The 24407-nt window shown below is 71.5% G+C and carries 1 protein-coding gene; it reads right to left on the reverse strand.

What is annotated here, in order from left to right:
• A partial coding sequence (locus AB0H49_RS27775) for a non-ribosomal peptide synthase/polyketide synthase (RefSeq protein WP_357255661.1) occupies positions 1 to 24406 on the reverse strand: 24406 nt, incomplete at its 3' end.
• Position 24407: the final 1 nt, after the last annotated feature.

Below are 24407 nucleotides of genomic sequence, written 5' to 3' on the forward strand. Positions count from 1 at the left end.
GCCCGTCGGCGTCCAACCCAGCGCTCAGCTGTTCGGCGTGCACCCCAGCGCGTGGTGTATCCGTGCCCAACGCGGTGTGCGGCCGCTTGGTGTCGACCGGCGATGCCGACGTGAAATAGCCGACCAGCATGGCATTTTCACCATCCGCCCGGTACGCGACCACGACGGCCTCCGCGATCTCCGGCCTGGCGCGCAGCGCGTGCTCGATCTCGGCCAGCTCGATGCGGTACCCGCGCACCTTGACCTGGAAGTCGCGCCGTTCGACGTAGCCGAGGTTGCCGTCGGAGCCCCAGCGCACCATGTCGCCGGTGCGGTACAGCCTGCTGCCCGGCGCGCCGAAGGGGTCGGCCACGAAGCGTTCCGCGCTCAGGTCCGGCCTGCCGTGATACCCGCGGGCCAGCTGCGCGCCGCCCAGGTACAGCTCGCCGGTGACGCCCGCGGGGACCGGGTGCAGCCGGTCGTCGAGGACGTACACCTGGTTGCCCGCCTCGGGCGTACCGATCGGCACGGTGCCGGTCAGCGCTGATGCCGCGGAGCCGACTGCCGTCCGGTATCGAGTCACCGAAACCGCCGCTTCCGTCGGCCCGTACAAGTTGTCGACCCGAGCATCAGTAAGCGCTCCGACCCTCGCCAGGGTCGCGGCGGGCAACGCCTCACCGATCACCAACAGCCTGCGCAGCGAGCGGGGCAATCTGCGCCCGCCGGACACCTCGGTCAGCATGGCGAGTAGCGACGGCACGAGCGTCATCGTGGTGACCGAGGCTCGACGGACCAGGTCGAGCACCCCCTCCGGGTCACGCTGCGCGCCGGTCGGCGCGAGGACCACGCGCGCACCGGTGCGCAGCGCCCACCAGAATTCCCACACCGAGAGGTCGAACGCGGCCGAGGTCATCAGCAGCGTGGCGTCGTCGGCGCCGAGGCCGTATTCCGACTGCATCCAGTCCAGTTGGTGCGCGACGGCGCGGTGCGGGACCGCGACGCCCTTCGGAACGCCGGTGGAGCCGGACGTGAAGATGACGTACGCGGTGTGCCACGGCGACAACGCCCGCACCCGTTCGGCGTCGCGGACCGGTGTGGCGTCGCCGCCCTCGGGGACCGTCGTGATGTCGAGCAGCACCTCGTGGTCGGACACCTCGGCGGGCAGCATCGGCCTGCGCGCGGAGGTGAGCACCAGCTCCGGATTCGCCGCGGCCAGTACGCCGGTGGTCCGATCGAGTGGATGCGCCGGGTCGAGCGGCACGTAGGCGCCGCCCGCCGTCACCACCGCGTACATCGCTACGAGCAGGTCGACGCTGCGCGGAATAGCCAGCGCCACCGGCGATTCCGGGCTGACGCCGCGGCCGATCAGCACCCGGGCCAGCCGGTTCACCCGCGCGGCGAACTCGGCGTAGGTCAGGGTGTGCGCGTCGTCCACGACGGCGATCGCGTCGGGCGTGCGCGCCACCTGCGACTCGAAGGCGGTGACCAGCGTGTCCGGTGCGAACTCACGGTCAGGGGCGTTCCACGCGACGAGCATGCGTTCGGTCTCGGCGTCGTCCAGCAGCGGCAGGTCACCGACCGGCACCCGCGGCGCGGCGCACACGGCTTTCAGCAGCCGCTGCAACCGGCTCGCGAAGCCCGCGACGGTCGCCTCGTCGAACAGCGCCGTGGCGTAGGTGATCGTCGCGGCGAGTCCGGCGGGCCCGCCCTGCGCGTCGTAGCGATCGGTGACCACCAGGTGCAGGTCGAACTGGGAGACCTCGGAGTCGAAGTCGACCGCGGTCGCGGTCAGCCCGTCCAGGGTGAAATCGGCCTCGGCCTGGTTGTGGAACGAGAAGCCGACCTGGAACAGCGGGTGCCGCGCGGTGGAGCGCTCGGGGTTGAGCACCTCGACCAGCCGCTCGAATGGAACGTCGGCGTGCGCGAACGCCGCCAGGTCGGCGGCGCGCACCCGTTCGAGCAGCGCGCTGAATCCGTCGCCCGCGTCCACCCGGGTGCGTAGTACGAGCGTGTTGACGAACATGCCGACCACGTCGTCCAGCTCGGCCGCGCCGCGACCGGCCACGGGTGTGCCGACGGCGATGTCGCCGGTGCCGGACAGCCGCGCGAGCAACGTGGCGAAGGCGGCGTGCACCACCATGAACAGCGTGGCGCTCGACGCGCGGCCCAATTCGACCAGCGCCGAGTGCGTTTCGGCATCGACGGCGAAATCGACGTGCTTGCCGCGGGTGGACACGACCGCGGGCCGCAGCCGGTCCGTCGGCAGCGGCAGCTGCGCGGGCAGTTCGTCGAGCGCCTCGGTCCAGAACCGGAGCTGGCGCGCCACCAGCGATTCCGGATCGTCCTCCGAGCCGAGCAGTTCGCGCTGCCACAGGCTGTAGTCGGCGTACTGCACCGGCAGCGGCACCCAGCCCGGCGCGCGCCCCTGCTTGCGCGCCGTGTAGGCCAGCATCACGTCCCTGGCCAGCGGAGCGAGCGAGGAGCCGTCCGCCGCGATGTGGTGCACCACCACGACCAGCACGTGTTCCGTTGCCGCCGAGCCGTTCTCGGCCTCCGGACGGAAGAGCCTGGCGCGCACCGGCACCGCGCCGATCACGTCGAATCCCGCGCCGACGAAATCCGCGACCGCGATGGGCAGATCATCGATCGGCACCGCGATCGGTGCGAGCACCGGCGTGCCCGCCGCCTCGACCGGCAGCACCACCTGCACCGGTCCGGCCGTGCGCGGCGGGTAGACCGTGCGCAGCACCTCGTGCCTGGCGACTACGTCGGCGATGGCGGCATTCAGGGCGGCGATGTCGAGTTCGCCGCTGAGCCGCACCGCGAGCGGGATGTTGTAGGCGGTGGACTGGCGGTCCAGCCGGTTGAGGAACCACATGCGCTGCTGTGCGAGCGAGAGCGGAACCGGCTCGTCGCCCCGGCGCGCGACCAGCGCGGGGCGGGCGGGCGAGGTGTCCGCGCCACCCAGTTCGGCGGCCATGGCCGCGACGGTCGAGTGCTCGAACACGGTGCGCACGCCGACCGTGACGCCGAGCGCCGCACCCAGCCGCGCGGCGAGTTGCGTTGCGGTGAGGGAGTTTCCGCCGAGCGCGAAGAAGTCGTCGTCCAGGCCGACGTCATCGACTCCCAGTACGGCGGCGACGGTCGCGGCGACCGTCTGTTGCGCCACCGTGACCGGCGCGCGGTACATGGCAGTTCGGAATTCCGGTTCCGGCAGCGCCTTCCGGTCCAGCTTCCCGACCGGCGTCAGCGGCAGCTGGTCGAGGACCATGATGGCGGCGGGCACCATGTAGGCGGCCAGCGAACGACCCGCGAAGGCGGTCAGCGCCGTCGTGTCGACGCTGTGCCCCGGCACGGCGACCACGTACGAAACCAGCGCGACGACACCATTGGCATCGGTGTGTCCGACGGTCACCGCGTATTCGACGGATTCGTGCGCGGCGAGCACCGCGTCGATCTCACCGAGCTCGATGCGCAAACCGCGCACCTTCACCTGATGGTCGGTGCGGCCGAGGTGCTGGAGGGCGCCGGACGCTGGCCCACCCGTCACCCGGCCACCGCCCCTCATCGAATCGCTTCGCGATGCGGGCACCCATCTGACCAGATCGCCGGTGCGGTAGATCCGCCCGCCTTCGGGCCCGTAGGGGTCCGCGACGAACCGGTCCGCCGAAAGTCCTGGCCGCGCGTGGTATCCGCGCGCCAAGCCGGGACCGCGCAGGTACAGCTCGCCCGCGACGCCCACGGGCACCGGCCGCAGCCGGTCGTCGAGCACGAGCGCGGACATGCCGGGGATCGGCGCGCCCATGTCGAGCGGATCGCCCGGCCGCATCCGCGCGCTGATCGTGGTGATGACCGTGGTCTCGGTCGGGCCGTAGGTGTTGTACATCGCGCGTCCGACGCCCCAGCGCCGCACCACATCCGGCCCGTAGGACTCGCCACCGACGGTCAACTGCCGCAGCTCCGGCAGTTGCGCCGGATCGAGGGTTTGCAGGACCGCTGGTGTGATGAACGCGTGGGTCACCCGCTGATCGCGGATGAGCGCGGTCAGCTCGGCCCCGCCGTAGACGGTCGCCGGTGCGACGACCATGGTCGCGCCCGCCGGAAGCGCCATCAGTAGTTCCAGCATCGAGGCGTCGAAGCTGGGCGAGGACACCGTGAGCACTCGCGCGTCGGCGGTCACCGAGTACCGATCCCGTTGCGCGCGAGCGACTCCCGCGATCCCGGCGTGCGTCGCCACGACACCCTTCGGCACACCTGTCGAGCCGGAGGTGTAGATGATCCACGCCGCATGATCTACCCGCACCGGACGCACCAGCTCGTCCGCGCCGAGCGGCGTCCCGCTGATGTGCCGAATCCGCGCCACGGTGGCGGGCGCGTCCAGCGCGAGCCATTCGACGGCGCCGGGCAGCGCGGCACGCGCAGCGTCGATCGTGAGGCCGAAGGCCGCGCCGGAATCGGTGAGCATGTGCTCGATCCGGTCGGCCGGATAGGTCGGATCGACCGGGACGAACGCCGCCCCGGTCTTGGCAACCGACCACACCGCGAGCAGCGCCTCGGCCGACCGCGGGATGGCGATCGCGACGACGTCCTCCGCGCCGATGCCGTGCCCGGCGAGCATCCTGGCCAGGCGCGCGGACTGTTCGTCGAGCTCGCGGTAGGTCAGCTCGCGGTCACCGCAGACCACCGCGACACCGTCCGGGTTCATGGCGACGGCCGCTGCCATCATCTCGGCCAGGGTCCGCTGCGGCACCGCCTCGGCGCCGCGCCTGGCGAGGAGTTCGGCACGCTCGGCGGGCGCGAGCAGCTCGACCGCGCCGATCGAACGTTCCGGTTCGGCGGTCAGCGCGCCGAGGACCCGACCGAACCGGCGCAGCAGCCCTTCGGCGGTGTCCGCGTCGAACAGGTCGGTCGCGTAATTCAGCTCGACAGCGAAGTGTCCGTCGGCGTCCATATCCGCGGACACGGTGAACTGGAGATCGAAACGCGCCACCGGCTCGTCGAATTCGACCGTCGAGAGCTCGAGACCCGGCACGGCGAAGGTGTCGTCCCCGGTGTTCAGGTAGCTCAGGGCGACCGTGAACAACGGATGCCGCGCCTGCGTCGTGGTCACGCCGAGCTCGTCGACCACCCGCTCGAACGGCACGGTGGCGTGGGCGAACGCCGCCAGGTCGGCGGCCCGCGTCTCAGCGAGCAATTCGGTGAAGGACTGGTCGGGACGCGGCCGGGTGCGCAGCACCAGCGTGTTCACGAACATGCCGACCAGGTCGTCGAGCGCCGCCGCGCCGCGACCCGCGACGGGGGTGCCGATCGCGATGTCGTCGGAACCGGAGAGCCTGGCCAGCAGCACCGACAGCGCGGCGTGCACCACCATGAAGGGAGTCGCGTGGTAGGCGAGGGCGAGTTCGCGCACCCGTGCGCCGACCTCGCCGCCGATCCGTGCCCGAGCGTTCCCGCCGCGCTTGCTCGCGATGGGCGGGCGGGGGCGGTCGGTGGGCAGGGCCAGCTCCTCGGGCAGTTCGCGCAACGCCTCGCGCCAGAACGAAAGTTCCTCGGCCGCCGCATTTTCGACCGACGCCGTCTGCCAGACCGCGTAGTCCGCGTACTGCGCGGCCAGCTCGGGCCACACCGGTGCGGCTCCCAGCACGCGAGACAGGTACGCGGCGAGCAGATCTCGCAGCAGCGGCCGCATCGAGTATCCGTCGGCGGCGATGTGGTGCAGCACCGCGACGAGCACCCGGCTCGTCGGACTCTCGCGCAGCAACACCGCGCGCACCGGAACCTCGCTCGTGACATCGAAACCGGCGGCGAGGAATTCGGCGATCCGATCCTCGACGCTGCCCGCGCCGATCGATTCGACGGCCAGCCGCACGGGCGCGGACGCCACCGGCAGGATCACCTGGTGCGCGGTGCCGTCGGTCGCGGCGGGGTAGATCGTGCGCAGCACCTCGTGCCGCGCCACCACGTCGGCGAACGCCGCGCCGAGCGCCACTTCGTCCAGTTCGCCGCGAATCCGCATCGCGACCGGGATGTTGTGCGCGGCCGACGACGGATCGAGCCGGTTGAGGAACCACATGCCGCGCTGCACGGGCGCCAACGGCACCGGGTCAGGACGCGGACCCGCGATCAGCGGAACGACCGAATCGGTTGTCTCCGCGGCGATTCCCGCCGCCAGCGCGCCGACCGTCGGCGCCTCGAACAGCAGACGCACGGGCACTCGCCTGCCCAGCCTTTCGCCGAGCCTGGCCAGCACCCTGGTCGCGCTGAGCGAGTTCCCACCCAGATCGAAGAAGCTGTCCTCGACGCCGACCGGTCCACAACCGAGCACGTCCTCGAAGGCGGCGGCCACCAGGCGCTCGGCCGGGGTGACCGGAGCCGTGTAGGCGCGGCGATCGAACACCGGCTCCGGCAGCGCCTTTCGATCCAACTTGCCGGAGGCGTTGAGCGGGAAGGCGTCCAGCACCACGAAGGCCGACGGCAGCATGTAGGACGGCAGCGTCGCCCGCGCCGCTGCGCGCAGCGCGTCTTGGAGATCGGCGGTGCGCTCCGGTGTCGCCACGACGTAGCCGACCAGGTGATCGCCGACCACCCGCGCCGCCGCTTGGGACACGCCTGCCACCCCGGCCAGCACCGCCTCGATCTCCCCGAGCTCGATGCGCTGGCCGCGGAACTTCACCTGGAAGTCGGTGCGCCCCAAGTACACCAGCTCGGCGGAGTCGCCGCCGGTGTCCCAACGCACGAGATCGCCGGTGCGGTACATGCGTTCGCCGGGAGCGCCGAAGGGGTTGGCCACGAAACGTTCCGCTGTCAGGTCGGGTCGCCCGTGGTAGCCCCGGGCGAGCTGGGTCCCCGCCAGGTACAGCTCACCCGCGACACCCGGCAGCGTCGGCCGCAGGCGCGAATCCAGCACGTAGACACGGCTGTTCCACTGGGGGTTGCCGATCGGCATCACGGTGCGCTCGGTCTCGCCCGTCACGTCCCGGTAGGTGATACTCACCGCGGCCTCGGTGGGTCCGTACAGGTTGTGCAGCCGCGCCTCGCTCACCGCACCGAACGCGCGGACGGTCTCGGCGGGCAGCGCCTCGCCGATCACGAAGACGGTGCGCAGCGCGGCCGGGCGCTGCCCGGTGCCGTGCACATGTCCGGCGAAGACGCTGAGCATGGACGGCACGAAATCGGTGACGGTGACGCCGTAACGACCCATCACCTCCGCGAGGTAGCCGGGATCGCGGTGCCCGTCGTGGGTCGCGAGGACCACGGTCGCGCCGACGCGCAGCGGCAGGAAGTACCCCCACAGCGAGACATCGAAGGTGGTCGCGGTCTTCTGCAGGTACACGTCGTCGGCGCGCAGCCGGTATTCCGACTGCATCCACGTCATCTGGTTGACGATCGCCGCGTGCGAAACACTGACGCCTTTGGGTTTTCCGGTCGACCCGGACGTGAAGATCACGTACGCGGGGTTCCCGGGGTGGATCGGCACGCCGCGCTCCTCGGTCGCGATCGGATCGTCGGCGTAGCCGTCCAGCGCGACGCTGTCCACGCACACCGTGCGCCCGGTGTAGCCGAGTTCGGCACGGTCGCGTTCGGTGGTGAGCAGCGCGGCGGGCCGCGCGGTGTCGAGGATGTGGGCGATGCGCTGGGCGGGGTGATCGGGATCGATCGGCACGTACGCGCCACCCGCCTTCAGCACCGCGTACATGGCGAGCACCAGGTCGGTGGACCGTCGAATGGCCAAGGCCACCAGCGATTCCGGCCCGATACCCGCCTCGACGAGATGGCGGGCCAGCTGGTTGGCGCGCTGATCGAGTTCGCCGTAGGTGAGCACCGTGGCGGGACCGCCGTCCGGGACGTACACCAGCGCGGGATCGTTGGGCGTGGCCGCGGCCTGCGCCTCGAACTCGTCGAGCAGCATCTCCGCCACGAACGCGGTGTGCGCGGAGTCGTTCCATTCGGTGACCACCCTGTGCAGCTCGCCTGCGCCGAACAGGTCGATGTCGCCGACCGGCAGCTCCGGATCCGCGATCACCGCGGTCAGCAGCCGCAGGAATCGCTCGCCCATGGTGTGGATGGTCGCGGCGTCGAAGAGGTCGGTGGCGTAGGTGAAACGCACCGCGTCGTCGGAGACGGTGAGTTGCAGGTCGAAACGCGTTGTCTCGTAGTCGAACTCGTACTCCGCCACGCTCAGGCCCGGGAGCCGGACCCCGATCGGCGAAAGGTTCTGGAAGAACAGCGCGACCTGGAACAGCGGGTGCCGCGCCTGGGAGCGCGGCGGGTCGAGCACCTCCACCAGCCTTTCGAACGGCACCTCGGCGTTGGCGAACGCGTCCAGGTCGTCCTCGCGCACCCGCCGCAGCACGGTGGCGAAGGAGTCCGCGCCGGGCACCTCGGTGCGCAGCACGAGCGTGTTGACGAACATGCCGACCAGCTCGTCCAGCCGACGTTCGCCGCGACCGGCGATCGGCGCGCCGATGGCGATGTCGGCGGTGCCCGACAGCCGTGCGAGCAGCACCGCGAGCGCGGCGTGCACCACCATGAACGGCGTCGCGTCGTGCCGCGCGGCCAGCGCGGTGATGCCGGAGTTCACCGCCGGGTCCAGGAGCAGGGTGGCGCTCGCGGCGGCGTGCGAGGCGACGGCCGGGCGCGGGCGGTCGGCGGGCAGGTCCAGCTGGGCGGGCAGACCGCGCAGCGCACGCCGCCAATACTTCAGCTGACGGGCGGCGATCGACTCCGGATCGTCCTCGGCGCCGAGCAGTTCGCGTTGCCAGAGCGCGTAGTCGGCGTACTGCGCGGGCAGCGGCGCCCAGTCCGGTTCCCCGCCGGTGACGCGCGCGGCGTAGGCGGTGGCGAGATCGCGGGCCAGCGGTCCCATCGAGAAGCCGTCGGCGGCGATGTGGTGCACGACGAGGGCGAGCAGGTGTTCGTGCTCCGACAGCTTCGCCAGCCCGATCCGCAGCGGCACCTCGGCCGTCACGTCGAACGGCGTGGCGACGAAGCCGACGAGGGCCGCTTCCGGGTCGGCGGCGTCCAGCTCGGTGATCGACGGGACGGCGGCGTCGAGGATCCGCTGGTGGCCGACGCCGTCGCGGTCCGGGTAGACGGTGCGCAGCGTCTCGTGCCTGGCGATCACGTCGGCGATCGCGGCGGCCAGCGCCGCCGTGTCCAGCTCGCCGACGAAGCGAATGGCGACCGGGATGTTGTTGACGGTCTCCGCGGGATCGAAGCGGTTCAGGAACCACATGCGTTGCTGAGCGGGCGAGAGCGGGATCGTTTCCGGGCGCGGTCCCACGGTGAGAGCGGGGCGGCGGGCCGCGCCCGTGCCCTCGACCGCGCGCTCGGCGAGTGCCGCGACGGTCGGCGCGTCGAACAGCGTCCGCACCGGGACATCGGTGTTCAGCTCGGCGCCGAGCCGCGCGGCCAGCTGGGTGGCGATCAGCGAGTTGCCGCCGAGCGCGAAGAAATCGTCGCCCGCCCCGACCCGTTCGACGCCGAGCAGCTCACCGAACAGCGCCGCGACGGTCCGCTCGGCGTCGGTCTCCGGTGCGCGGAAGACCGCCGCCGCCACGACGGGCGCGGGCAGTGCCTTGCGGTCCAGCTTTCCGGAGGAGTTGAGTGGAAACTCGTCCAGCACCACGAAGGCCGAGGGCACCATGTAGCCGGGCAGTTCGGCGGCCAGCCGCGCGCGCACGGCATCGATGTCGATCGACGCGCCGGTCAGGTACGCCACCAGCTGATCACCGCCGGACACCTGCCCGCCGCGAACGACCACCACCGCCTGGTCGACCGCGGCCACCGCGGTGAGAGCGGCTTCGATCTCGCCGAGCTCGATGCGCAGTCCGCGCAGCTTCACCTGGAAGTCGGTGCGGCCCAGGTACTCCAGCTCGCCGCCGGCTGGCCCACCCGTCGCCCGGCCACCGCCCCCCATCGCATCGCTTCGCGATGCAGGCAGCCATCTGACCAGATCGCCGGTGCGATACATGCGGTCGCCCGCGGTGCCGAAAGGATTGGCCACGAAGCGATCCGAGGTCAGCTCGGGTCGCGCCACATAACCGATGGCCAGCTGTCCGCCCGCCAGATACAGCTCGCCAGGCACGCCGACTGGCACCGGCCGCAGCCGGTCGTCGAGCACGAGCAGCCGGGTGTTGAACACCGGCCTGCCGATCGGCACCGAGTCCGTGTCCGCGTCGGTGACCTCGTGATAGGTCACGTCCACGGCGGCCTCGGTCGGGCCGTAGAGGTTGTGCACTCTGACCCCGAGCACGCGCCGCGTGCGCTGTGCGACGGCGGCGGGCAGCGCCTCGCCGGACGCGAAGACCCGGCGCAGCGCGGTGCGCTCGCGCGCCAATGGCTCGTTGAGGTACACCGCGAGCATCGAGGGCACGAAATGCGCCGTGGTGACGCGTTCGGCCGCGATGAGCCGGGCCAGGTACGCGGGATCGCGGTGACCGTCATGGCGCGCGACGACCAAGCGCGCGCCGACCTGCAAGGGCCAGAAGAACTCCCACACCGACACGTCGAAGGTGGCGGGCGTCTTCTGCAACACCGCGTCGTCGGGACGCAACCCGTAGCGATCCTGCATCCAGACCAGCCGGTTGACGATGGCGGCGTGCGAGACCGCGACGCCCTTGGGGCGACCGGTGGAGCCGGAGGTGAAGATGACGTACGCGGGGTGGCCCGGCGTGAGCGCGCCGATCCGGTCGGCGTCGGTCAGCGGAGATTCGGCGAAGGCGGACAGATCCAAGCGATCGATCCGAACCTGCCGTGCCGCGGCGACTTCCAGATCCATCCCGGAAGTCAGGACGCACACCGGACGCGCGGTGGCCAGCACGTATTCGATGCGGTCGGCCGGGTGATCGGGATCGATCGGCACATACGCGCCGCCCGCCGCCGTCACCGCGTACATTCCGACGATCAGGTCGAGCGAGCGCCGCATGCCGAGTGCCACAAAGGAATCCGGGCCGACGCCCTGGGTGACCAACCAGCGGGCCAGTCGGTGCACCCGAGCGGCGAACTCGCCATACGCCAGGCTGGTTCCCTCGAAGGTCAGCGCCACCGCCTCGGGCGTGCGCGCGACCTGCTCCTCGAACAGCGAGATCAGCGTGTGCGGGCGGGCCGCGACCGGGTGCGCGGTGTCGTTCCACCGCTCGAGCACGAGCGAACGCTCGGCCGGGTCCAGCAGTTCGATGTCGCCCACTCGGAGAGCCGGGTCGGCCACCACGGTCTCCAGGATCCTGATGAATCGCGCCGCGAAGGACTGGACCGTGGCGCGGTCGAACAGATCGGTCGCGTAGCGCAGCAGCGCGCGCAGCGCCGTGCCCGCGCCCTGCTGATGCTCGACCAGCTCCAGCGCCAGGTCGAACTGCGCGACGCGATTGTCGAGCGGGTAGGCCGACACCTGGAGCCCCGGCAGCTCCAGCACCGTGTCGTCGCGATGCTCGAAGGTCAGCAGTGTCTGCACGATCGGCGAATGCGATTGCGAGCGAACCGGGTTGAGCTCTTCGACGAGACGCTCGAACGGCAGGTCGGCGTGGGCGAAGGCGCGCACGTCCACCTCGCGGACCTGCCGCAGCAGGTCGGCGAAGGACGTGTCGGCGCGCACCCCGGTGCGCAGTACGAGGGTGTTGACGAACATGCCGACAAGCTCGTCCAGCGCCTGTTCGGCACGTCCCGCGACCGGGGTGCCGATCGCGACGTCCTCGGTCCTGGCCAGCCTGGCGAGCAGGGCGGCGAAGGCGGCGTGCACCACCATGAACGAGGAAACACCCTGTCGCCGCGCGAGTTCGGCGATCGCCGAGGTCAGTTCGGCGGTGACCGCGAATTCCACCGCGGCGCCCTGCCCGGTGGCGACCGGCGGGCGCGGGCGGTCGGTGGGCAGTTCCAGCACCGGTGCCAGGTCGGCCAGCTCGGCGCGCCAGTGCGCGATCTGCTCGGCCAACACCGATTCCGGGTCGGAGGCCGCGCCGAGCACCTCGTGCTGCCACAGCGTGAAGTCGGCGTACTGCACCGGGAGCGGTCGCCACTGCGGCGCGGCGCCAGCACTGCGCGCCGTGTAGGCCACCATGAGATCACGGGCCAGTGGCGCGGTGGACACACCGTCGGCAGCGATGTGGTGCACAACGACCACCAGCACATGGTCATCCGCCGCGGCACGGAAAAGACAGGCGCGCACTGGAATCTGGCCGCGCAGGTCGAAGGGCAACGCCGCGAACACCGCGACGGTCTCTGGCAGTTCCGCCTCGGAGACCGCCACCGGGTCCAATTCCAGGGCGGGCACTTCCGCCCGCACCGACTGGAACGGGCCGTCGCCGTCGGACGGGAAGACCGTACGCAGCGACTCGTGCCGCGCGATCACGTCGCCGAGCGCGGCGGCCAGCGCCGCGGTGTCCAGCGCGCCGGTCAGCCGGATGGTGATCGGGATGTTGTAGACCGCCGACTCCGGATCGAGGCGGTTCAGCAGCCACATCCGAGTCTGCGCCAGCGACAGGGGAATCCGCTCCGGTCGCGGGACTGCCACCAGGGCGGGACGGGAGTCGTCGGCCGAATGGCGCACGCGCACCGCGAGTTCGGCCACCGTCGGCGCCTCGAACACCTCGCGCACCGTGAGCGCGCAGCCCAGCGCCGCGTTGGCGCGGGCGACCAGCCGCATGGCGAGCAGCGAATTCCCGCCGCGCGCGAAGAAGTCGGCGTCCGCACCGATGCGCGCCGACCCGCCGAGCAGATCGGCGACCAGGGCCGCGAGCACCGATTCCGCGCCCTCCCGTGGCGCGCGGTAGGCCACCGCGCCGCCGCTGACCTCGACCGTCGGCAGCGCCGCGCGATCCAGCTTCCCGACCGTGGTGAGCGGCATCTCGTCCAGCACGACCAAGTGCGCGGGCACCATGTAGCCGGGCAGCCGCTCGCGCACCGCGTCCAGAACGGCGTCGGCCGCGACCTCTCCGCTGACATAGCCGACCAGACATTCGTAGCCGGAGCTGTCCTTCGCGACAAGCACGGCCGCGTTGCGCACGCCGGGCACACCGGCCAGCGCCGATTCGATCTCGCCGAGCTCGATCCGCTGACCGCGCAGCTTGATCTGGAAATCGTTGCGGCCCAGGTAGATCAGATCGCCCGAGCGGTTCCAGCGCACCAGATCGCCGGTGCGGTACATCACCGCGCCGGGCACGCCGAACGGGTCGGCCACGAACCGCTCGGCGGTCAGCCCGGAACGGCCGTGATAGCCGCGCGCCAGCTGGTCGCCCGCCAGGTACAGCTCGCCCGGCACGCCGACCGGCACCGGCCGCAGTCGCGCGTCGAGCACGTAGACGCGGGTGTTCCAGCACGGACGCCCGATCGCCACATCGCGACCGGAAGCCACGTCGGCATCGGTGAACTCGTGGTAGACCGCCGAAATGGCCGCCTCGGTCGGACCGTAGGCGTTGTGCACCGCGCCGTCGAAACTGCCGCGGATCGCGGCGAGCAGATCGGGTGTCAGCGCCTCGCCGCCGCAGTGCAGGTGCCGGAACGAGCGCAGCGCGTCGCCCATGCCCTCGCCGATGAGCGCGGCGAGCACCGATGGCACGTATTCGGCGATGGTGATGCCGTGCTCGCGCAGCAGTCCGGCGAAATAGGCGAGGTCCAGGTGCCCGCCGGGTCTGGCGATCACCAGCGGCGCGCCGACCGCGACGGGCAGGAAGCACTCCCACACCGAGACGTCGAAGGTCAGCGGCGCGCGCTGCAGGATGCGGTCGGCCGCGGTCACCTCGTAGCGATGCTCGAGCCAGCGCAGCTGGTTCATGATGGCGCGGTGGGTGACCGCGACGCCCTTGGGCCGTCCGGTGGAGCCCGAGGTGAACAGCACGTACGCGGTGTTGTCCTGGCGCAGCGTTGCGCGGCGCTCGGCGTCGGTCACCGGCTCGGCCGAGTAGCCCGACAGGTCCAGCTCGGCGGGGCGAAGCACGCGCGCGTTCAGCGGCGGCAGTTCCGCTCCGCCGACGATCACTATCAATGCGGGATCGGCACTTTCGATCACCTGCGCCAGCCGGTCGGCCGGATGAGCCGGGTCGAGCGGCAGGTACGCGCCGCCCGCGCGCACGATCGCGAACATCGCCACGAGCATGTCCAGCGAACGCAGGGCGGCCAGTCCGACGATGGTCTCCGGGCCGACGCCCTCGGCGATCAGGTGCCGAGCCAGCCGGTTCACCCGCGCGGCCAGCTCGCCATAGGTGAGCGTCGCGTAGCGACTCGATGAGGGGTGGTGGCCGGGTGACGGGTGGGCGAGCGACTCGTCCTCGAAGGTCACCGCGCGACCGACCGGGTCCGCGGCGGCGCGCACCGTGAGCAGGTCGTCGAGGGTCTCGGCGGGCAGTGCGCGCGCGGTCGCGTTGCGGTCGGAGAGCAGCATTCCGCGCTCGGCGACCGACATCAGCTCGACATCGCCGACCGCGGTCCTGGTGTCGCGCGCCATCGCGCGCAGCACCCGCTCGAACGCGGCGAGGAGATCGGTGACCGTGTGCGCGTCGAACAGGTCGAGCGCGTAGTGCAGGTGCACGTCGATGCCCTCGGGCTCGCCGTCCGCGTCGTAGCGGTCGGTCAGGGTCCAGTCCAGGTCCAGCTGGATAGGAGCCGGGCCGATGTCGAGCGCGCCGATGGCGAGGCGCTGCAAACGGAAGTCGGGCGCGGTCTGGTTCTGTAGCGTCAGCGCCACCTGATAGAGCGGCGAATGCGCCTGTGAACGAACGGGATTCAGCGTGTCGACGAGCTGCTCGAACGGCACCGCCGCGTGCTCGAAGGCGGCCAGGTCGGCGGACCGTACCTCGGCGAGCAGCTCGGCGAGGGTGGCGTCGGCGCGCACCTCGGTGCGCAGCACGAGGGTGTTGACGAACATCCCGACGAGCTCGTCCAGCGCCTCGTCACCGCGCCCGGCCACCGGCGCGCCGACGACGACGTCGCCGGTGGCGGCCAGCCTGCTCAGCAATACGGCCAGCGCGGCGTGTAGCACCATGAACGGGGTGACGCGGTGTTCGGCGGCGAGTTCCTGGATGTCGCGGTGCAGCGCGGCGTCGAGCCGTCCGATGACAGCGCCGCCGCGGTTCGAGGCCACCGCCGGGCGCGGGTGGTCCGAAGGCAGGGCGAGCACCTCGGGCAGACCCGCGAGACGGTGCGTCCAGTAGCGCAGCTGCCCGGCCAGCACCGAGGTCGGGTCCTGTGCGTCGCCGAGCGCGTCCCGCTGCCAGAGCGCGAAATCGGCGTACTGGACGGGCAGCGAACGCCAGGCGGGCGCGGACCCCGCGCAGCGCGCGACGTAGGCGGCGGCCAGATCGCGGGTCAGCGGTGCGAAGGACCAGCCGTCGGCCGCGATGTGATGCACGACGAACAGCAGCACGTGCTCCTGCGGAGCGCCGCCGTCCTCGACTCGTAGCAGCCGAACCCGCAGCGGCACTTCGGAAGTCACGTCGAACCCGGCGTCGGCCGCGGCGTCGATCAGCGCGGGCAGTTCGGCCACGCGCACCGGCTTCGGCGCCAGGTCGACCAGCCGGGTGCCCGCGGGCAAGACCAGCTGGGTGGCCGCGCCGTCGTGTTCGGGGTAGAGGGTGCGCAGCGTCTCGTGCCTGCCGATCACGTCGGCGACGGCCGCGTCCAGCGCGTCCACGTTCAGCGCGCCGGTCAGCCGCAGCGCGAACGGGATGTTGTAACCGCTTCCGGCGCTGTCGAATCGGTTGAGGAACCACATGCGCTGCTGGGCGATCGAGAGCGGGACGGACTCGCCGCGCTCCCGCGCGAGCAGCGGCGGCAGCGTCACCGGAGCGGCGGGGCCGTCGAACCTCAGGTACGGCGCCAGCTCACGCACGGTGGGCGCGTCGAACACGGCACGCACGGGCACCTGCGTTCCGGTCGCCTTGGACAGCCGCGCGGCGAGCTGGGTCGCGATGAGCGAGTTGCCGCCGAGTGCGAAGAAATCGTCGTCCGCACCGATCCGCTCGGCGCCGAGCAGCGCGCGAAACGTCTCGGCGACAAGGGTTTCCGCCGTGCCGCTGACGGCGAGGAACTCGACGGTCCGCGGCGCGGGCGCGGGCAGCGCCCGGCGATCCAGCTTGCCGGAGGCGTTCACCGGGAAGGCGTCCAGCACGACGAACTCCGTGGGCGCCATGTAGGCGGGTAGCCGACGGGCGATCTCCGCGCGAACCAGGTCGAGATCGAGCACGGTCTCCGGCACCAGGTACGCCACCAGCTGATCGCCGGTGCCGTGGTCGTCGCGCACCAGCACCGCGGCCTGAGCCACCCCGGGAGCCGCGAGCAGCGCCGTCTCGATCTCGCCGAGTTCGATGCGCAGGCCGCGCACCTTCACCTGGAAATCGGTGCGGCCGAGGAACCGCACCTCCCCCGCCGCCGTCCAGCGCACCAGGTCACCGGTGCGATACATCCGTGCGCCCGGCTCGCCGAAAGGGTTGGCCACGAAGCGGTCACCGGTCAGATCGGCACGGCCGAGATAGCCACGGGCCAGCTGCGCACCGGCCAGATACAGCTCGCCGGGCACGCCGACCGGGACCGGTCGCAGGCGTGCGTCGAGGACGTACATCCGGGTGTTCCACACCGGCCCACCCATCGGCGGCGCGCCGGTGTCCGCGTCGGTCACCTCGTGCGCCGACACCTCGACCGCCGTCTCGGTGGGCCCGTACATGTTGTGCACCCGAGCCGAGGTGAGCGCGCGCATCCGCTGCGCGGTGGCGGCGGGCAGCGCCTCACCCGAGCAGAAGACGTGCCGCAGGCTGGGCGTCTCGGGTTCCTCGGCGACGAACGCGGCGAGCATGGACGGCACGAAGTGCGCCGCGGTGACGCCCTCGCGCCGGATCAGCTCGGCCAGGTAGGCCGGGTCGCGGTGACCGTCCGGGCGGGCAAGCACCAGCCGCGCGCCGACCTGCAAGGGCCAGAAGAACTCCGGAACGGACACATCGAAGGCGACCGGCGTCTTCTGCAACAGCACATCGTCGCCGTCCAGCGCGACATACGCCGACTGCATCCAGCGCAACCGGTTCACGATCGCGCCGTGACTCACCGCGACGCCCTTCGGTGTGCCCGTCGAACCGGAGGTGAAGATGACATACGCGGTGTTGTCGGCGCGCAGCGTGGCGCGGCGTTCGGCGTCGGTGATCGGGGCGTCGGAGTAGCCGGACAGGTCGAGCCGGTCGATGCGGACCTGCGCCGCGGCGAGATCCAGATCCGTGCCGGAGGTCAGCACCGCGACCGGAATCGCGGTGGCGAGAATGTGTTCCGTGCGCTCGACCGGATGGTCCGGGTCGAGCGGCACGTAGCCACCGCCCGCCACCGTGATCGCGTACATGCCGACCACCAGGTCGATGGAGCGCCGCATGCCGAGTGCCACCAGCGAATCCGGGCCGACGCCCTGCGCGATCAGCCAGCGCGCCAGCCGGTTGACCCGCGCGGAAAGCTCGCCATAAGTCAGCGTCGCGGAGCGACTCGATGAGGGGTGGTGGCCGGGCGACGGGTGGGCCAGCGTCGCGTCGCGACTCGATGAGGGGCGGTGGCCGGGCGACGGGTGGGCTTTGGTTTCGCCCTCGAAGGTGAGGGCGGGGCGATCAGGGGTGCGCGCGGCCTGTGCGGCGAACAGCGAGGCGAGCGTCGCCGTTTCGTCGACAGAATGTTCGGTGTCGTTGAACCGGTCGAGCACGAGTGCGCGCTCGTCGGCATCGAGCAGCTCGATCTCGCCGACGCGCGCCGTGGAATCGGCGGCCACCGCGACGAGCATCCGGCGCAGCCTGGCGACGAACGCCGCGACCGTCGCGGCGTCGAACAGATCCGTGGCATAGCGCAGGCTGCCGCTCAGTCCGTCGGCGCGTTCGACGAGCACCAAGTGCAGGTCGAATTTCGCGCCGCCGTCCGGGATGTCGATCGGCTCCACGGTCAGCCACGGGACCTCGACGGCCGGCAGCGCCCGCGGGGCCGCGCCGAAGCTGAGCAGCACCTGGAACAGCGGATGCGCGCCGGTGCTTCGGTCGACGTCCATCGCGTCGACCAGCTGCTCGAACGGCAGCTCGGCGTTGGCGAACGCGGCGAGATCCGCGTCGCGCACCTCGGCGAGGAAATCCTCGAACGCGGTGTCCCAGGCGACCCTGGTGCGCAGCGCGAGGGTGTTGACGAACATGCCGATCATGTCATCGAGTTCGCGTTCACCGCGACCGCCGATGGGCGAGCCGACCACGATGTCGTCGGCGCCGCTCGAACGCGCCAGCGTGGCCGCGAAGGCGGCGTGCAGCACCATGAACAGCGTCGCGCCCGACCGGGCGGCCAGCGCGCGCAGCTCGGCGACCACCTCGGGATCGATCGCGAAATCGACGGCCGCGCCGCGCATGCTCGGCCGCGCCGGGCGCGGACGGTCGGTGGGCAGCGGCCGTTCGGCGGGCAGGCCGTCGAGGGTGTCGCGCCAGAAGCGCAGCTGCCGGTGCGCCAGAGCGCCGGGCCGTTCCGGCGAGCCGAGCAGCTCGCGCTGCCACAGGCTGTAATCGGCGTATTGGACGGGCAATTCGGCCCAGTCGGGTCGCTGGCCGATCAGCCGGGCGCGGTAGGCGCGGATCAGATCGGCGACGAGCGGCGTCATCGAGAGGGCGTCGGCGGCGATGTGGTGTACGACGAACACCAGCGCGTATTCGTCGCCGGGCACGCCGTGCGCGTCGTCGATCCGGTCGAGGGTCAGCAGCGCGACTCGCGCGGGCAGCTCGGTGGTGACGTCGAAGCCGCCGCCCGCGATGGCCGCGATGGTGTCGGCGAGTTCGGCGCGTTCGACCGGCGCCGGATTCAGGCTCAGGCCGATGTCGTCCGCGTCGAGGATCGACTGGTAGGGGCCGTCCTCGCTCTCGGGATAGCTGGTCCGCAGCGATTCGTGCCTGGCAAGGACGTCCAGCACGGCGCGCTCCAGCGCGCGTACGTCGAGCCTGCCGGTCAGCCGCAGCACTACGGGCAGGTTGTAGACGCCCGGCGATCCGTCCTGGCTCTCCAGACGGTTGAGGAACCACAGCCGCCGCTGGGCGGGTGACAGCGGAATGCGGTCCGACCGCTCGCGCCGCGCCAGGGGCGGCCGGGTCACGCCCGCCTCGGCCAGCTCGGCAACGGCCGCGGCGAAGCCCTCGACCGTCGAGGCCTCGAACAGGGTGCGCACCGGGACACGCGCGCCGATCGCGGCGCCGGTGCGCGCGGTGACCTGCGTGGCGTCCAGCGAGCTGCCGCCGAGGGCGAAGAAGTCGTCGTCCAGTCCGGCTTGCTCCACTCGCAGCACTTCGGCGAACACGGACGCGACAAGGCGCTGCGCCGCGTCGACGGGCGCGCGAAAACGTCTGGCCTGCAATACCGGAAGCGGCAGTGCGGCACGATCGAGCTTGCCGCTGGTGTTCAGCGGGAATTCGGGCAGCTCGACCAGCGCGGTCGGCACCATGTACCCGGGAAGTACCCGACCGAGACCGGACTTCAGCGCGTCCGGGTCCAGTTCCGCGCCGGGTGCCGCGACGACATACCCGGCCAGGTATTCACCGGTCTCGGTGGAGATCAGCCGCACGGCGGCCTGACCGACCTCGGGCGCGGCGAGCAGCGCGGTCTCGATCTCGGCGAGCTCGATGCGCTGGCCGCGGAACTTCACCTGGAAATCGACGCGGCCGAGGTAGACGAGTTCGCCGTCCTGGCTCCACCGCACCAGATCGCCGGTGCGGTACATGCGTTCGCCGTTGCCGCCGAAAGGGTTGGCCACGAAGCGGTCCGCGGTCAGGTCGGCCCGGCCGTGATAGCCGCGGGCCAGCTGCTCGCCCGCCAGGTACAGCTCGCCGGGCACCCCGATCGGCGCCGGGCGCAGCCGCGAATCCAGCACGTAGACCTGGGAATTCCACTCGGGCTCACCGATCGGCACCAGCGGCGCGTCGTCGGCGGTGACCTCACGGTAGGTGATGGACACGGCCGCCTCGGTGGGGCCGTACAGGTTGTGCAGCCCGCCGTCGCACACCGCGTGGAAGGCCGCGACGGTCTCGGGCGGCAACGCCTCGCCGATGACGAAGACGTCGCGCAGCGAACGCAATTCGTCGGCCTCGGCGTGCGCGGCGAACACCGCGAGCATCGACGGTACGAAGTCGGTGAGCGTGACACCGTATCCGGCAATGGTTTCCGCGATGCAGCGCGGGTCGCGGTGGCCGTCCGGGGCGGCGAGCACCAGGGTCGCGCCCGCGCGCAACGGCAGGAAGTAGCCCCACAGCGAGACGTCGAAGGTGGTCGCGGTCTTCTGCAAGTACACATCGCCCGTGCGGAGACGGTATTCGTCGTGCATCCAGGCCAGCTGGTTGGCGATGGCGCGGTGGCTGATCGCCACGCCTTTGGGCCGCCCGGTGGAGCCCGAGGTGAAGATGACGTAGGCCGGGTGCTCGGGGTGCAATGGCGACGTCCGGTGTCCGTCGGCGATCTTGGCGGCGGGGTGTTCGTCGAGGTCGAGTTCGTCGAGATGGTGCACGAGGACGGTCGGCGGCACAGTGTCGGGCGGTGTGAAACCGGCGGCGCGGGTGGTCAGGATGGTGTGCGGCGCGGCCGTGTCGATGATGTGTCCGATGCGTTCGGCAGGATGCGAAGGGTCCACCGGCACGTACGCGCCGCCCGCGCGCAGCACCGCGTACATCGCGACCACGAGGTCGATCGAGCGCGGCATCGCCAGCACCACAAGCGTTTCCGGCCCGACGCCGGTGGCGATCAGCAAGCGCGCCAACCGGTTGGCGCGGTCGGAGAGTTCGGTGTAGGTGAGCTCGGCGCCGTCCGCGACGAGGGCGACCGCGCCCGGGGTGCGGCGGACCTGGTTGTCGAAGCCCTCGTGCAGGAAGCGGTCGGCGACCCGGTGGCCGCTGGCGTTCCAGCTCGCGGTCACGTAGTCGAACTCGCCCGCGTCGAGCAGTTCGATATCGCCGACCGGGACGTCCGGCGCGGTGACCGCGGCGCGCAGCAGGCGAACGAACTTCGCGGCGAACTCCCGGACCGTCGCGGCGTCGAACAGGTCGGTGGCGTAGGTGAATTCGGCACGGTAGCCGTCGGCGGTGTCGGACAGCGTCAGCTGGAGATCGAACTTGGCGAAGCCGGATTCGAAATCGACCAGCTCCGTGTCGAGTTCGGGCATGGTCAGCGCGACCGGCGCCATGTTCTGCATGAACAGCGCGACCTGGAACAGCGGGTGCCTGCCCCGCGAGCGCACCGGGTTCACCGCCTCGACCAACTGCTCGAACGGAATGTCGCGGTGGGCGAAGGCGCGCAGATCACGTGCGCGCGCGTGCCCGACCAACTCGGTGAAACTCGCGGCGGCGGACACCTCGGTGCGCAGCACGAGGGTGTTGACGAACATGCCGACCAGGTCGTCCAGCGCGGGCTCGCCACGGCCCGCGACAGGGGTGCCGATGGCGATGTCGGAGGTGCCGGAGAGCCGGGCGAGCAGCGCGGCCAGCGTGGCGTGCAGCACCATGAACGGGGTAGCTCCGCGGCGCGCGGCGAGCCGTTCCACGGCGACGCGTAGGTCGGCGTCGAGGGCGAATTCGTGGGTGGCGCCGCGGTAAGACGCGACGGCGGGGCGCGGGCGGTCCAACGGAAGGTCCAATTGTGCTGGCAGTTCCGCCAATTCGGACCGCCAGAAACTCAACTGACGCGCGGCCGCCGAGTCCGGGTCGTCCTCGGCGCCGAGCACCGCGCGCTGCCACAGCGCGTAGTCCGCGTACTGCACCGCGAGCGGCGACCAACCGGGGGCCGTACTCTCCCGGCGCGCGGTGTAGGCGGTGACCAGGTCGCGCATCAGCGGGCCCAGCGAGACGCCGTCGGCGGCGATGTGGTGCACCACCAGCACCAGGGTGTGGTCGCGCGGGCCGCTGCGCAGCAGGCGCACCCGCACCGGGATCTCCTCGGCGACGTCGAAGCCCTGGCTGGCCACAGCGCGCACCGCCTCGGCGAGCCGCTCCGCGGGAATCTCCGAAGGCGTCAGGTCGAAGACGGCGTGCACCGGCCGCACCACCTGCGCCGGACCCGCCTCGGTCTGCGGGTAGACGGTGCGCAGGATCTCGTGGCGCGCGACGAGATCGGTGATCGCGGTCGAGAGCGCGGAGACGTCCAGCGCACCGCGCATGCGCAGCGCGACCGGAATGTTGTCCACCGCGGCGTTGTGCGCGGTCCGGTCCGAGTTCGAATCCGCGCCGAGCTGGTTGAGGAACCACATGCGGCGCTGTGCGGGCGAGAGCGGGACGTGCGCCGGACGCGGGCCCGCCGCCAGCTGCGGACGCGGCGTCGCCGAGCCCGACAGCGCGGCCACCGCCGCCACCGTCGGGCGATCGAAGAAGTCCCTGACGTCGATCGCGACGCCGAGCGCGGCCGAGACCCTGGCGATCGCCCGCGTCGCGAGCAGTGAGTTGCCGCCCAGTGCGAAGAAGTCGTCGTCCGCGCCGACCCGCGGCGCGGCGGCCAGGTCGGCGAAGATCTCCGCGACCAGGCGCTCGGCCTCGGTGGCGGGTTCGCGGTATTCGACGGCGGCGACGCCGAAGTCGGGTTCGGGCAGCGCTCGCCGATCCAGCTTGCCGTTCGCGTTGACCGGCATCTCGTCGAGCACCTGCACCAGCGTGGGCACCATGTACTCCGGCAGGTGCGCACGCGCGGTGTCCAGCACGGCCGCGGTGTCGATGACGCCGCCCGCCGCCACCACGTAGCCGACCAGGTGATCGCCGCCCGCGTGCCGGTGCAGCAGCACTGCGGCCTGGGCCACCTGCTCATCGCGCAGCAGGCCCGCCTCCACCTCGCCGAGTTCGACACGCAGCCCGCGCAGCTTGACCTGGAAGTCGGTGCGCCCCAGGTATTCCAGCTCGGACGGGCCGCCGTCCACCCCCGACGTCCAGCGGACCAGATCGCCGGTCCGGTACATCCGTTCACCCGGCGCGCCCTCGGGATTCGCCACGAACCGGTCCGCGGTGAGGCCGGGCCGGGCCACGTAGCCGCGGGCCAGCTGGACACCGGAGAGGTACAGCTCGCCGACCACGCCCGTGGGGACCGGACGCAGGTTGTTGTCGAGGACCAGCAGTTCGGTGTCGTCGGCGGGGACGCCGATCGGCACGCTCGTGGTGTCGGCGGCGGTCACCTCGTGGGCGGTCACGTCCACCGCGGCCTCGGTCGGCCCGTACAGGTTGTGCAGGGTCGCGCCGCTGACGTCGCGGAACGCGGCCGCGGTGGCCGCGGGCAGCGCCTCGCCGGAGGCGAACACCAGACGCAGAGTATCGACGGCGGTCTCGATCTCGGGTTCGGCGACGAACACCGCGAGCATCGACGGCACGAAATGCGCGACGGTGACGCCGTATTCGGCGATGGCGCGGGCCAGATAGGCCGGGTCGCGGTGGCCGTCCGGCTCGGCGATCACCAGGCGCGCCCCGATCTGCAAGGGCCAGAAGAACTCCCACACCGACACGTCGAAGGTGAACGGCGTCTTCTGCAACACCACATCGTCCTCGGACAACCGGTACAAGCGCTGGCGCCACCGCAGATTCGCCAGGATCGAACGGTGCGAGACCGCGACGCCTTTCGGGCGGCCGGTCGAGCCGGAGGTGAAGATGACGTAGGCGGTGTTGTCCGCAGCGGGCAGCGGCAGGAGCTCGCCGTCGGGTCGCTGGCCGGACTGTAGACCCGCTGCGCGGAGGGCGGCCTCGAATTCGTCGATGCGCAACACCCGGCTGTCGGCCAGCGAGTCCGGCTGGTCGGCGGTCGTGGTGAGCACGAGCGTCGGCGCCGCGGTTTGGAGCACGTAGGCGATGCGCTCGGCCGGATGCTCGGGGTCGATCGGCACGTACGCGCCGCCCGCCTTCAGGATCGCGTACATGCCGACGAGCAGTTCGAACGAGCGCCGCACGGCCAGCCCGACCAGCGCGTCCGGCCCGACACCCAGCTCGAGCAGCCGCCGTGCCAGCGCGGTGGCGCGCGCGTCGAACTCGGCGTAGGTGAGGGTGGCGTCGCCGCATTGCAGCGCGACGGCGTCCGGCGTGCGCCGCACCTGCTCCTCGAATTCGCTGACCAGCGTCTCCACGGGAGTGAAGGCGGTCGGCAGCACGTCGGCGGCGATCAGCAGCGCGTCGTCGAGCAGTTGGTCGAGCACCGCGCCGAGCGCGCCGTCGCCGGACTCGAGCAGTTCGGGCAGCTGTCCGGAGATGACCACGGAGACAAGGACATCCGGGCTCAGGCCGCCGCCCATGGCCGCGCCGAGCGCCGCGATCTCGGAGGCCAGCGCCGCGTAGCCGATCTCGGTAGCCCCGTGCCGTAGCGCGATCCGGTCGGGCGCCAGGTCGGCCACGGTCTCGATTAGGCCGGGTAGGTCTTCGACGCCGTAGGCCCGGCGCAGCATGGCATGTCGGGGGTGGTTGCGGTTGCCGAGCCCGCTGGATGCGACCGATTCTGCGTGAGACATC

It is taken from the genome of Nocardia sp. NPDC050713 (assembly GCF_040654315.1).
Taxonomy (GTDB): Bacteria; Actinomycetota; Actinomycetes; order Mycobacteriales; family Mycobacteriaceae; genus Nocardia.